Here is a 12,609-nt window from a genome sequence, read left to right as displayed (position 1 = left end):
CACCAAGTGGACACGTCCGAGCGCCGGTCGAGGGTCGCTCAAGGCGCCGCTCAAGAACTTCACGAGATGTTCGTAAAGCGGATTCCGCTTCCGCATAGTGCACTTGTCACGTTCAAGTCAAGGTCTGGTTTTTCTTCTGAACCTCTAGTCAAATGCCGTCACTTGACTAGGGGAGGCAGACTCAAGTGCCCAGCAGATCCTGGACGTTCAGAGCGGCGGCGACCACCGTCGCCCTGGCCGCCGCAACCGCGACATTCTCGACGTTCGCCGTGGCCCAGGCCGCCACGGACAAGTCCGCGGAGACGCCCGCGGTCGACCGGCATGACCCGCAGCCGGCCAAGGCTCAGGAGCACGACTTCGACGGGCCGTACAGCAGGACCCAGGAGGCCCAGCGCGAGGAGGCCCTCAAGCAGGTCATATCCGGTGAGGCCACGGTCAAGGACCGCGACGGCTCGAAGGTCGTCCAGCTCGACAGCCGCAAGGGCGGCAGTAAGTACGTCGAGCTCGGCCGGGAGAAGACCGACAAGATCTTCACGATCCTCGTGGAGTTCGGCGACCAGATCGACTCCCGCTACGGCGGCACGGTCGGCCCGCTGCACAACCAGATAGCCGCGCCCGACCGCTCGGTGGACAACTCCACCGCCTGGCAGGCCGATTACGACCAGTCCCACTTCCAGGACCTCTACTTCGGCGACGGCAACGCCACCCTCAAGTCCTACTACGAGAAGCAGTCCTCGGGCCGCTACTCGGTCGACGGCGAGGTCACCGACTGGGTCAAGGTCCCCTACAACGAGGCCCGTTACGGCTCCAACGACGCCTCCACCGGCGCCTGGTACGCCGTCCAGGACGGTGTCAACGCCTGGGTCGCCGAGCGCGAGGCCGCCGGGGCCACCGCCGCCGAGATCTCCGCGGAACTGGCCGAGTTCGACCAGTGGGACCGCTACGACTTCGACGGCGACGGCGACTTCAACGAGCCCGACGGCTACATCGACCACTTCCAGATCGTGCACGCCGGCGAGGACGAGTCCGCGGGCGGCGGCGCCCAGGGCACCGACGCCATCTGGGCACACCGCTGGTACGCCTTCGGCACCGACAAGGGTGTCACCGGCCCCGACGGCAACCTGCGCGGCGGCGCCAAGATCGGCGACACGAACATCTGGGTCGGCGACTACACCATCCAGCCGGAGAACGGCGGCCTCGGTGTCTTCGCCCACGAGTACGGCCACGACCTGGGCCTGCCCGACGAGTACGACACCTCCGGCGGCGGCGAGAACTCCACCGGCTTCTGGACCCTGATGTCCTCCGGCTCCTGGCTCGGCACCGGCAAGGAGTCCATCGGCGACCTGCCCGGCGACATGAACGCCTGGGACAAGCTCCAACTGGGCTGGCTGGACTACGACGTGGCCAAGGCCGGCAAGAAGTCCACGCACAAGCTGGGCGTCGCCGAGTACAACACCAAGAACGCGCAGGCCCTCGTGGTCCAGCTGCCGGAGAAGACGGTCACCACCGACGTCACCACCCCGGCGCAGGGCGCCACCCAGTGGTGGAGCGACACCGGCGACGACCTCGAGAACACCCTGACCCGCACGGTCGACCTCACCGGCAAGTCCGCCGCCTCCCTCACCCTCGACGGCTGGTGGGACATCGAGCAGGACTACGACTACCTGTACGCCGAGGTCTCCACCGACGGCGGCGCCAACTACACCCCGCTCGACGGCACGTTGGCCGACGGCACCGCCATCCAGCGCGACGGCAGCGACAAGCCCGCCCTCACCGGCACGGTCGACGCCTACCAGAAGCTGACCTACCCGCTGAACGCCTACGCCGGCCAGCAGATCAGCCTGCGCTTCCGCTACTCCACCGACGGCGGCACGTCCCTCAAGGGCTTCGCGGCCGACGAGATCAAGGTGACCGCCGACGGCGCGACCCTCTTCTCCGACGACGCGGAGAGCGCGGACACCGCCTGGACGGCCAAGGGCTTCCGCCGCGTCGGGGCGTCCTTCTCGGACTCCTACGCCCAGTATTACATCGCCGAGAACCGCCAATACGTGTCGTACGACAAGGTGTTGAAGGTCGGCCCGTACAACTTCGGCTTCTCCACGACCCGTCCGGACTGGGTGGAGCACTACCCGTACCAGAACGGCCTGTTGATCTGGAAGTGGGACACCTCCCAGCCGAACGACAACACCAGCCAGCACCCGGGCAAGGGCCTGATCCTGCCGATCGACTCCCACGCGACCCCGCTCAAGTGGTCCGACGGCACGCTGATGCGCAACCGCATCCAGGCCTTCGACTCGACGTTCAGCTGGTACCCGACGGACGCGCTCACGCTCCACAAGGCCGACGTCGCGACCAAGATCCCGTCCCGTCCGGGCGTCCCGGTCTTCGACGACGGCAAGTCGAGCTACTACGACGCGTCGAACCCGCTCGCGGGCGTCCAGGTCACTGACACCAACACCCGGATCGCGATCGTCAGCGAGCCCCTGAGCGGCTCGACGATCACGCTCAAGGTCGGACCTTCCGCAAAGTAAAAGTAAAATCGCAGGTCAGAAGCGACCCCTGGCGGGTTGCCGCCGATCGTGTTTAGGTGCCACCTGATGGCTTTCTTATTGACACCGGTGCACACGGGGGTGTGACTGCATGGCCGCAGGAGGTTTCTGCAAGCTGCCGACCGGCAGCGTGGTGGTGGCGCTGAACCTGCCCAGCCCCTCCGCCGACGGCACGGGCTGCGTCCGTGTCCTCGTCCACGCCCGGAACCGCGCACGGGCCCTGACCAGGCTCCGCAATCTGGGCCTGCGAGCGGTCTATCTCCGCGGCAACGCGGCCCCGCCGACCCCGGACGAGATCACCGCGGTCCTGCACCACCCGGACGGCCTCATATGGCGCACCGCCCCTGACAACGCTGTCGCGACCGGCCCGGAGCTCGCCCAGGAGCTGTGGCACCCGATCAGAGCGCTGCTGAGGAGACCGGCGGCGCAGGCGTAGGACGCCCGCTGACGTTCCGCCTGCGTCAGGCCACGACCGGCTTCCCGGTGAGCTCCACCCCGGCCTGCCGCAGCTCCTCCAGCGCCCGCTCGGTGGTCTCCTCGGCCACGCCCGCGGTCAGGTCGAGCAGCACCTGCGTGCGGAAGCCCTCCCGTGCGGCGTCGAGCGCGGTGGCCCGTACGCAGTGGTCCGTGGCGATGCCGACGACGTCCACCTCGACGACCTCCCGGGCCCGCAGCCAGTCGGCCAGCGCGACGCCGTTCTCGTCATGGCCCTCGAAGCCGCTGTAGGCCGCCGAGTACGCCCCCTTGTCGAACACGGCGTCGATCGCGCCGGAGGCGACGGCGGGGGCGAAGTTCGGGTGGAAGCCGACGCCCTCGGTGCCGGCGACGCAGTGCGCGGGCCAGGAGTGGGCGTAGTCGGGGTTGTCGGCGAAGTGGCCGCCGGGCGCGATGTGGTGGTCGCGGGTGGCCACCACGTGCTGGTAGCCGGAGCCGCCGGCCGCCTGCCCGATCAGCTCGGTGACGGCGGCGGCCACATCCGCACCCCCGGCCACCGCGAGAGAGCCCCCTTCGCAGAAGTCGTTCTGTACGTCGACGACGATCAAGGCGCGGCGCATGGTGGGTGTCCTTCGACTAAGAGTGAACTTACGAGCCTAGAGACTTCGACGGCACTGCGGGAGGGCGCACCGCTTTTAGCTACCCGAGCGCCCGTGGACGTACTCCGTCGGAATGACGGGTTCCCCGCGCGACAGCTGCGTCGCGGAGAGCGGCAGCCCGTCGCGCGCGGCCGTGTGCCGGTCCCGTACGACGTCCAGGGGCTCGCGTGCCACGACGTCCCCGCCCTTCACGAGCTCGACGAGCAGCTGCCGGTCCACGAGCTCGGCGGGAACGGCCCCGGTGCCCACGACCTCGGCCTCCGCGATCCCGTCGGAGTCCAGCCGGCGCGCGGCCCACTTGCGCCCCCCGATGGAGGTCTTCCCGCCGGACGACTTCTTCGCGACCGGCACCAGCGGCGCCGCCGGGTCGGCCGATTCGGCGCGGGCGACCAGCTTGTAGACCATCGAGCAGGTCGGATGCCCGGACCCGGTCACCAGCTGGGTACCGACGCCGTACGCGTCCACGGGCGCCGCCGCCAGCGAGGCGATGGCGTACTCGTCGAGGTCCGAGGTCACGATGATCTTCGTGTCCGTCGCGCCCAGCTCGTCCAGCTGCTGCCGCACCCGGTGGGCGACGAGCAGCAGGTCGCCCGAGTCGATCCGGACCGCGCCCAACTCGGGCCCGGCGACCTCCACCGCCGTACGGACGGCTTCCGCCACGTCGTACGTGTCGACGAGCAGGGTGGTGTTGCGGCCGAGCGAGTTCACCTGGGCCTGGAAGGCGTCCCGCTCCTGGTCGTGGAGGAGGGTGAAGGCGTGCGCGGAGGTGCCGACGGTCGGGATGTTGTAGCGGAAACCGGCCGCGAGGTCGGAGGTGGAGGCGAAACCGCCCAGGTAGGCGGCGCGGGAGGCGGCGACGGCGGCGAGCTCGTGGGTGCGGCGGGCGCCCATCTCGATCAGCGGCCGGCCCCCGGCGGCCGAGGACATCCGGGAGGCCGCGGCGGCGATCGCGGAGTCGTGGTTGAGGATCGAGAGGATCACCGTCTCCAGCAGCACGCACTCGGCGAAGCTGCCCTCGACCCGCATGATCGGCGAGCCCGGGAAGTAGACCTCGCCCTCCGGATAGCCCCAGATGTCACCGGAGAAGCGGTACGAGGCGAGCCAGTCCAGGGTCTCCGCGTCGACGATGTTCCGCTCGCCGAGGAAGGCCAGGACGTCCGCGTCGAAGCGGAAGTTCTCGACGGCGTCCAGGACCCGCCCGGTGCCCGCGAGGACGCCGTAGCGGCGTCCGTCCGGCAGTCGCCGGGTGAAGACCTCGAAGACGCTCCGCCGCTCGGCGGTACCGGCCTTCAGCGCGGCCTGAAGCATCGTGAGCTCGTACTGGTCAGTGAAGAGCGCCGTCGAGGGAACATCCACCGGCAGCCCAAGGTCCGCTACATCCACGAAAGCTCTCCTCGCCGTGAATCTCCGGGTCCCCCAGGTCGGCCGGGGGTCCGGGGGTTGTCCCCCGGTGTATGCAGCATGGCAATGGATAGTACTCCCTTCTCGTCGGTGTGACGATTTCTGGGATGCGTGGCAGCATGGGCCTTGTGACGTCACCCGCTCCCGTAGAGATCGAACGCACCGAGTCGGCGGAAGAGGTTTTCGCCGTCCCCGAGCCCGACGTCCCCTGGGTCACGATCGTCCACAACGACCCGGTCAACCTCATGAGCTACGTGACCTATGTCTTCCAGACGTACTTCGGGTACACGAAGGACAAGGCCACCAAGCTCATGATGGACGTCCACCACAAGGGCCGGGCGGTCGTCTCCAGCGGATCCCGCGAGGAGATGGAGCGCGACGTGCAGGCGATGCACGGATACGGTCTGTGGGCCACCCTCCAGCAGGACCGGAAGTAGCTGAACTCACCTTCATGCCTGGACACTTCGAACCGCTCCCCGGCGGCGGCGCGGCCGTCGCGCTCGACGACGTCGAGATCTCCATCATCCGCTCGCTGGCCGTCCAGCTCCTGGAGCTCATCGGGCCGGGCCCCGCCGAGGACGCCCCCGACGACCCGCTCGCCGAGCTCTTCGCCGAGGGCCCGAGCGAGCCGCCCGCCGACCCGGTGCTCCGCCGCCTCTTCCCGGACGCCTACAGCGACCCCGAGGGCACCCCGGAGGCGAAGGAGGCCGAGGAGCAGCGGGCCTACTCGTCGGAGTTCCGCCGCTACACCGAGAACGACCTCCGCGCCGGCAAGCGCGACAGCGCCCTCGCGGTGATCCGCACCCTGGACGCGCTGAGCCCGGTGGACGACGGGGGAGCGGTCCTCAAGCTCTCCGTCGAGGAGTCCAAGCAGTGGCTCGGCGCCCTCAACGACCTGCGCCTCGCGATCGGCTCCCGCCTGGAGATCACCGACGAGGAGGACACGGACCTGCTCTACCGGCTGCCGGACGAGGATCCCCGTAAGCCGATGGTGATGGCGTATCTGTGGCTGGGCGGGCTCCAGGAGACGCTCGTGACGACCCTGATGCCCTGATCGTTCGCTCAGCGGACGCTCAAATCCGAATAACGATCACATCACCCTGGCGGCCGCGTATGACCGCCAGGGTGTTTTTTGTCCGCTTCTTCCTGTGTCGTGCATCACTTCTCGCCCCGGCGATCACTGTTTCCGCCGTGATAAATCTTCACGACCGCCCGACGAACACCACCCGTATGTTCGGTCGGGTGCGCCACCGAGCCGGTAACCGCCGGCCAGGCACAAAGCTCCAGTATCCGGGGGGATCGAGAACCGGTCCGAGGCCGACGAGAGGCCCGGTTCGGTATGGAGAAAGGCGCACCACACACATGACCTCCGCTCAGGTCGAAAAAGGCTCAGAGGGAACCCCGGAAGAGGGTTACGAGCGTGGCCTCGGCAGTCGCCAGGTCCAGATGATCGCGATCGGCGGCGCCATCGGCGTCGGCCTCTTCCTCAACGCCGGGGCGAACATCGCCAAGGCGGGCCCCAGCCTGATCCTGATGTACGCCGTCGCCGGCGTCATCATCTTCTTCATCATGCGGGCGCTCGGCGAACTCCTGCTCTACCGCCCGGTCTCGGGCTCGTTCGCGGAGTACTCCCGGGAGTTCCTCGGCCCGTTCTTCGGCTACTTCACCGGCTGGACGTACTGGCTGCTGTGGGTCGTCACCGGCATGGCGGAACTCACCGCCGCCGCGATCTACATCAACTACTGGTTCCCCGACGTCCCGCGGTGGGCGTCCGCGCTGGCCTTCCTGGTCCTCCTCTTCGTGGCCAACCTGATCTCCGTGAAGCTGTTCGGCGAGATCGAGTTCTGGTTCTCGATGATCAAGGTCACCGCCCTCATCGGCATGATCGTGATCGGCCTCGGCGTCCTGACCTTCGGCTTCAGCAACGCCGGTGACACGGCCGCCGTCTCCAACCTCTGGGCCTTCGACGGCTTCTTCCCCAAGGGCATCGGCTCGTCCCTGATGACCCTCCAGGGCGTCATGTTCGCCTACCTCGCCGTCGAGCTCGTCGGCGTCACGGCGGGCGAGTCGGAGAACCCCGAGAAGACCCTCCCCAAGGCGATCAACACCCTGCCCTGGCGGATCGGCCTCTTCTACGTCGGCGCCCTCACCGTCATCCTCTGCGTGGTCAAGTGGACCGAGTTCGCGCCCGGCGTCAGCCCCTTCGTGAAGGCCTTCGCGATGATCGGCATCCCCGCGGGCGCGGGCATCGTGAACTTCGTCGTCCTGACCGCCGCCCTGTCCTCCTGCAACTCCGGCATGTACTCCACGGGTCGCATGCTGCGCACCCTCGCGGACAGTGGCGAGGCCCCCAAGGCCTTCAACAAGCTGTCGCCGACCAAGACGCCGGCGCTCGCCATCACCGTCTCCGTGCTGTTCATGGGCATCGGTGTCGTCCTGAACTACATCGTCCCCGAGAAGGCCTTCGGCTACGTCGTCTCCGTCGCCACGGCGGCCGGTATCTGGACGTGGCTGATGATCCTGATCAGCCACGTGCTGTACCGCCGCGCGGTGGAGGCGGGGCGCCTGCCCGCCTCGTCCTTCCCGGCGCCGGGCGGCTCGAAGGGGTCGTACGTGGCCATCGCGTTCCTCCTCTTCGTCACCGGCCTCATCGCGTACGACGCCGACTCCCGCGTCTGCCTGTACGTCATGGCCGGCTGGGCCGCCGCCCTCGGTATCGGCTGGGCCGTGCTGAAGAGCCGTAACCCGCAGATCGCCGAGCGCCGCGAGCCGGAGTTCGAGAAGGTCGGCTGAGTGCTCCGCGGGGAGGCCGTGAATCGGCTGCTGCGCCGTCGTGGCTGGTCGCGCAGTTCCCCGCGCCCCTAGGGGCGTCCAGTGGTCGGGAGTTTTCGTGGAGCCCCCTGCCATTGCCGCTCAAGGCGTCCGGCATATGGGCCGCCCCGTACCACCTGTCGGTACGGGGCGGCCCCTCTGCTTATCCTGGCCAGCATGCTGACCATCACCCAGGCCCTCGTCGACCAGATCGTCGCGCACGCGCGCAAGGACCACCCCGACGAGGCGTGCGGGGTCGTCGCCGGGCCGGCGGGCTCGGACCGGCCCGAGCGGTTCATCCCGATGCTGAACGCGGCCATGTCGCCCACGTTCTACGAGTTCGACTCCGGTGACCTGCTCAAGCTGTACCGCGAGATGGACGACCGCGACGAGGAGCCGGTGGTCATCTACCACTCCCACACCGCCACCGAGGCCTACCCGTCCCGCACGGACGTCTCCTACGCCAACGAACCCGGCGCCCACTACGTCCTCGTCTCCACCGCCGACACCGACGGCCTCGGCGACTTCCAGTTCCGCTCGTTCCGGATCGTGGACGGCGAGATCACGGAGGAAGAGGTCACGGTCGTGGAGGCGTACTGAGCGGAGCGGGGAACGGGGTATCGGGCTGAGCGCCGGGCGGCATACTGATCACGTACGCCCGACCAACTCGCCCCCTCGGAGCCGGTGTTGACGCGACGACCGCACGGACAGCGCCCCACGATCGAGGATGTCGCGCGTCGGTCGGGGGTGTCGAGGTCCACGGTCTCGCGGGTCATCAACGGTGAGCCGAAGGTGCGCGCCGAGGTCGTCGAGGAGGTCCGGCGGGTCATCGCCGAGCTGGGATACGTGCCCAACCAGGCCGCCCGCCAGCTCGTCACCCACCGCACGAACGCCGTCGCCGTCGTCGCGGACCAGCCCGACAACCGGCTCTTCCTCGACCCCTACTTCGACTGCCTCCTGCGCGGAATCCGCCGGGAGCTCGCGTGCCACGGCGCCCAGGCCGTCCTCCTCTTCCTGGACGAGCCGGACGACCACGCGCGCGTGGCCGACTATCTGGGCGGCGGCCATGTCGACGCGGCCGTCCTCTTCTCCCTGCACCCCGGCGGGCGGCTGCACGAGATGATCGGCCGTCTCGACATCCCCGCCGTCTTCGGCGGCCGCCCCCTCCTGCGGGACGGCGACACGGTGCGCGCCCACGCCTACGTCGACGGCGACAACCGGGGCGGTGCCCAGCAGGCCGTCCGGCATCTGGCCGCCCTGGGCCGTCGCCGGGTCGCCACCGTCACCGGCCCCTACGACCAGGAGCACTCCGCCGCCGAACGCCTCGCCGGCTACCGGGACGTCCTGCCCGACGCCCCGCCCGAGCTGACCGAACGCGCCGACTACACCCGGCAGGGCGGCGCCGCCGCGATGGGCGCGCTGCTCGACCGCCGCCCCGACCTGGACGCCGTCTTCGTCGCCTCGGACCTGATGGCCTCCGGCGCCCTGGAGGTCCTGCGCGCACGAGGGCGCCGGGTCCCCGAGGACGTGGCCGTGGTCGGCTTCGACGACCTCGCGGAGATCGCCGAGGCGACCGACCCGCCGCTGACCACCGTCCACCAGGACGTGGGGGAGATGGGGCGGCTGATGGCCCGGCTGCTGTTCGAGCGCCCCTCGGAGCTCCCGTCGGTGGTCGTACCCACGCGACTCGTCCTGCGAGAGTCCGCCTGAACAGCCCCGTCTCACCCCCCGGCCGATATCCGTCCGCGATGTGGGATCACATTCCGGGACCCGGACAGGGAATCGATACGATGACCCCATGGTTCTGAACGACGTGAGCGAGAAGGCGCCGAGCATCCTGCTCGTGGCGCGGCTGCACGTCGACCTGTGCAGGCTGAACAGCGCCATCTGTTGACGTTCCCTGCCGCCGTACGGCCGCGCCGCGGCTCCCCCAGAGCAAAAAGCCTGGGGGGACCCCCACCGTGCGCCCACCGACCCCAGACTTCCCGACAGGAGCCCGCAACCATGGCCATCGAGGTCCGCATCCCCACCATCCTCCGCACCTACACGGACGGCCAGAAGGCGGTGGAGGGCAACGGGGACACCCTCGCCGAGCTCTTCGCCGACCTCGAGACCCGGCACCCGGGCGTCCAGGCCCGCATCGTGGACGGCGGCGAGCTGCGCCGCTTCGTCAACGTCTACCTGAACGACGAGGACGTCCGCTTCCTCGACGGCATCACCACGAAGCTGTCGGACGGCGACAACGTCACGATCCTGCCGGCCGTCGCCGGCGGCATGGCCTGATCTCCATGCGTTACGACTCCCCGCTGGCCGCGGTGGGCAACACCCCTCTGGTGCGCCTGCCGCGGCTGTCGCCGTCCGACGACGTGCGCATCTGGGCCAAGCTGGAGGACCGCAACCCCACCGGCTCGGTCAAGGACCGCCCGGCCCTGCACATGATCGAGCAGGCGGAGAAGGACGGCCGTCTCACCCCCGGCTGCACCATCCTGGAGCCGACCAGCGGCAACACCGGCATCTCGCTCGCCATGGCCGCCAAGCTCAAGGGCTACCGCATGGTCTGTGTCATGCCCGAGAACACCTCCCAGGAACGCCGGGACCTCCTCGGCATGTGGGGCGCCGAGATCATCTCCTCCCCGGCCGCGGGCGGCTCCAACACCGCCGTACGCGTCGCCAAGGAACTCTCCGCCGAGCACCCCGACTGGGTGATGCTCTACCAGTACGGCAACCCGGACAACGCGGGCGCCCACTACGCCACCACCGGCCCCGAGATCCTCGCCGACCTCCCCTCCATCACCCACTTCGTGGCGGGCCTGGGCACCACGGGCACCCTGATGGGCGTGGGCCGCTACCTCCGCGAGCAGAAGCCGGACATCAAGATCGTCGCGGCTGAACCCCGCTACGACGACCTGGTCTACGGGCTCAGGAACCTCGACGAGGGCTTCGTACCCGAGCTCTACGACGCCTCGGTCCTGACCACCCGCTTCTCGGTCGGTTCCGCGGACGCCGTCACCCGCACCCGCGAACTCCTCCAGCAGGAGGGCATCTTCGCGGGCGTCTCCACGGGCGCCGCGCTGCACGCCGCGATCGGCGTGGGGAAGAAGGCGGTGCAGGCGGGGAAGTCCGCCGACATCGTGTTCGTCGTCGCGGACGGCGGCTGGAAGTACCTGTCGACGGGCGTGTACACGGCGGCGACGACGGAGGAAGCGATCGAGACGCTCCAGGGCCAGCTCTGGGCGTAAGGCGCCTCCGGGTGTAAGGCGGCGGAGGGCTAACTCGCCAGGTGTCGGACCTGGTCCCAAAGGACCGGGTCCACCACGCCCACCCGCCGCCGGAAATCCCACACCGGCACCTCGCGCAGCTCGTCCGTCTCCAGGAAGCTCGCGCGCCCATGGGCATCGCCCACCGACCCCGGCGGCAGCGGGATCACCCCCGCCCGCTCGTCGTGGTACTTGCTGGTGATCTTCGCGACGACCACCCGCCGCCCCCGCACCGCCAGCACCAGACACGGTCGGTCCTTCGCCCCCGGCCCGTCCTCGAACGGCACGTTCGCCCACCAGATCTCCGCGGGCCGGGGCCGCGCACCCGCGCCCCGCTGCCCCGGACGCCCCGGCGGCCGAGTCCGCCGCCCGCTGGGCCGGCGCCCCCGCCCCCAGCCGTCCACGAGCGTGGCGACCAGCGCGAGCAGTACCACCGCCGCGAGCGCCAACCACCAGGACGTGTCCATACGGATGACGTTACCGGCGCACGATCCACAACGCGCGCCTTCTTGCGCGCCACACGCGCCCCCGGTCCAGCCGAACCGGTGACACCACAGGTGAGTTCGCCCACAACAGCCCTTGGCGGAGGAGCGACAGGGGGTTTTGCGCCTTACGCTCGACGGACCGCACGACCCCCGTCCCCCTTACTGAAAAGTTTCCCGCCCGCGGAGGTTTCTGCTTTATGAAGCTCACCGTCGTCGGCTGCTCGGGGTCGTTCCCGTCCGCGGAATCGGCCTGCTCGAGCTACCTCGTAGAGGCCGACGGCTTCCGGCTGCTCCTCGACATGGGCAACGGTGCCCTGGGCGAGCTGCAGCGCCACTGCGGTCTCTACGACCTCGACGCGATCTTCCTCAGCCATCTGCACGCCGACCACTGCATCGACATGTGCGCGTACTTCGTCGCGCGCTACTACCGCCACGACGGCGGCCGCTGCGACCCCATCCCGGTCTACGGCCCCGAAGGCACCGAACACCGCCTCACCACCGCCTACGCGGACACCCCCACCGCCTCCTCCATGAGCGAGGTCTTCGACTTCCACACCGTCAAGCCGTCCACCTTCGAGATCGGCCCGTTCACCGTCCACACGGAACGCGTGGCCCACCCGGTCGAGGCGTACGGCATCCGCGTCGAGCACGGCGGCAGGTCGCTCACCTACTCCGGCGACACCGGCATCACCCCGGCCCTGGACGAACTCGCCCGCGACACCGACCTGTTCCTGTGCGAGGCCGCCTTCACCCACGGCAAGGAAGACATCCCCGACCTGCACCTCAACGGCCGCGAGGCGGGCGAGACGGCGGCCCGGGCAGGCGCCCGCCGCCTGGTCCTCACCCACATCCCGCCGTGGACCGACCCGCAGGTCAACCTCACGGACGCGCGTGCGGTGTACGACGGTCCGGTGGATCTGGCGGCGCCGAGGGTGTCGTACGAGATCTAGTGCTTCGTATGTGCACGAAGGCCCCGGAACCTTCCCGGTTCCGGGGCCTTCGTCATGCCGTA

The 12,609-nt window shown here is 69.3% G+C and carries 14 protein-coding genes; 11 read left to right on the top strand and 3 right to left on the bottom strand.

What is annotated here, in order from left to right; translation table 11 throughout:
- Positions 1–185 precede the first annotated feature (185 nt).
- Positions 186–2,531: an immune inhibitor A domain-containing protein gene (locus tag ABZ928_RS27985; protein WP_361524522.1), complete on the top strand. Its 2,346-nt coding sequence runs from the start codon at positions 186–188 to the stop codon at positions 2,529–2,531.
- A 109-nt stretch (positions 2,532–2,640) separates the two neighbouring features.
- The gene (locus tag ABZ928_RS27980) at positions 2,641–2,985 is read left to right on the top strand and encodes a hypothetical protein (protein WP_361524519.1); all 345 of its coding nucleotides are present in this window, start codon (positions 2,641–2,643) and stop codon (positions 2,983–2,985) included.
- A gap of 25 nt (positions 2,986–3,010) precedes the next feature.
- On the opposite strand, the gene ABZ928_RS27975 is transcribed toward ABZ928_RS27980, so the two are convergent.
- Both ABZ928_RS27975 and ABZ928_RS27970 read right to left on the bottom strand, forming a co-directional pair.
- Positions 3,011–3,604, bottom strand: coding sequence for an isochorismatase family protein (locus ABZ928_RS27975; protein WP_361524516.1), 594 nt, complete (start codon positions 3,602–3,604; stop codon positions 3,011–3,013).
- A gap of 75 nt (positions 3,605–3,679) precedes the next feature.
- Entirely contained in the window at positions 3,680–5,026 is a 1,347-nt protein-coding gene (locus tag ABZ928_RS27970) for a nicotinate phosphoribosyltransferase (protein WP_361524514.1), read from the bottom strand.
- A gap of 137 nt (positions 5,027–5,163) precedes the next feature.
- On the opposite strand from ABZ928_RS27970, the gene clpS reads away from it, so the two are divergent.
- The 8 genes from clpS (at position 5,164) to ABZ928_RS27930 (ending at position 11,094) form a co-directional block, all read left to right on the top strand.
- Positions 5,164–5,481 (top strand): ATP-dependent Clp protease adapter ClpS, encoded by a 318-nt coding sequence (gene clpS, locus ABZ928_RS27965; RefSeq protein ID WP_361524685.1) that lies wholly within the window; start codon positions 5,164–5,166, stop codon positions 5,479–5,481.
- A gap of 14 nt (positions 5,482–5,495) precedes the next feature.
- On the top strand, positions 5,496–6,098 hold the full coding sequence (locus ABZ928_RS27960) for a DUF2017 domain-containing protein (RefSeq protein WP_361524511.1): 603 nt from the start codon (positions 5,496–5,498) through the stop codon (positions 6,096–6,098).
- 308 nt (positions 6,099–6,406) lie between these two features.
- Positions 6,407–7,837 carry an amino acid permease gene (locus tag ABZ928_RS27955; protein ID WP_361524508.1) on the top strand — a complete coding sequence of 477 codons (1,431 nt, stop codon included), beginning with the start codon at positions 6,407–6,409 and terminating at the stop codon, positions 7,835–7,837.
- Between the two features lie 195 nt (positions 7,838–8,032).
- A complete protein-coding gene (locus ABZ928_RS27950) occupies positions 8,033–8,455 on the top strand; it encodes a M67 family metallopeptidase (protein WP_266891813.1) in 423 nt (140 codons plus the stop codon).
- A gap of 87 nt (positions 8,456–8,542) precedes the next feature.
- Positions 8,543–9,565: a LacI family DNA-binding transcriptional regulator gene (locus ABZ928_RS27945; protein WP_361524505.1), complete on the top strand. Its 1,023-nt coding sequence runs from the start codon at positions 8,543–8,545 to the stop codon at positions 9,563–9,565.
- Between the two features lie 88 nt (positions 9,566–9,653).
- Complete coding sequence (locus ABZ928_RS27940) at positions 9,654–9,749, top strand: putative leader peptide (RefSeq protein WP_020138976.1); 96 nt, start codon at positions 9,654–9,656, stop codon at positions 9,747–9,749.
- Positions 9,750–9,859: 110 nt separating this feature from the next.
- Entirely contained in the window at positions 9,860–10,138 is a 279-nt protein-coding gene (locus ABZ928_RS27935) for a MoaD/ThiS family protein (protein ID WP_171144370.1), read from the top strand.
- A gap of 5 nt (positions 10,139–10,143) precedes the next feature.
- Positions 10,144–11,094: a cysteine synthase gene (locus tag ABZ928_RS27930; protein ID WP_361524501.1), complete on the top strand. Its 951-nt coding sequence runs from the start codon at positions 10,144–10,146 to the stop codon at positions 11,092–11,094.
- Between the two features lie 29 nt (positions 11,095–11,123).
- On the opposite strand, the gene ABZ928_RS27925 is transcribed toward ABZ928_RS27930, so the two are convergent.
- A complete protein-coding gene (locus ABZ928_RS27925; protein WP_361524498.1) occupies positions 11,124–11,579 on the bottom strand; it encodes a type II toxin-antitoxin system PemK/MazF family toxin in 456 nt (151 codons plus the stop codon).
- Positions 11,580–11,794: 215 nt separating this feature from the next.
- Between ABZ928_RS27925 and ABZ928_RS27920 the strand changes: the two genes are divergently transcribed.
- Positions 11,795–12,547, top strand: a complete 753-nt coding sequence (locus tag ABZ928_RS27920) for an MBL fold metallo-hydrolase (protein WP_361524495.1) — start codon at positions 11,795–11,797, stop codon at positions 12,545–12,547.
- Positions 12,548–12,609 lie beyond the last annotated feature (62 nt).

The sequence above is a fragment of the Streptomyces sp. NPDC046909 genome (genome assembly GCF_040644695.1).
GTDB lineage: Bacteria > Actinomycetota > Actinomycetes > Streptomycetales > Streptomycetaceae > Streptomyces.
The sequence above is the reverse complement of the archived record's forward strand: the minus strand, read 5'-3'. Positions and strand labels throughout refer to the sequence as shown.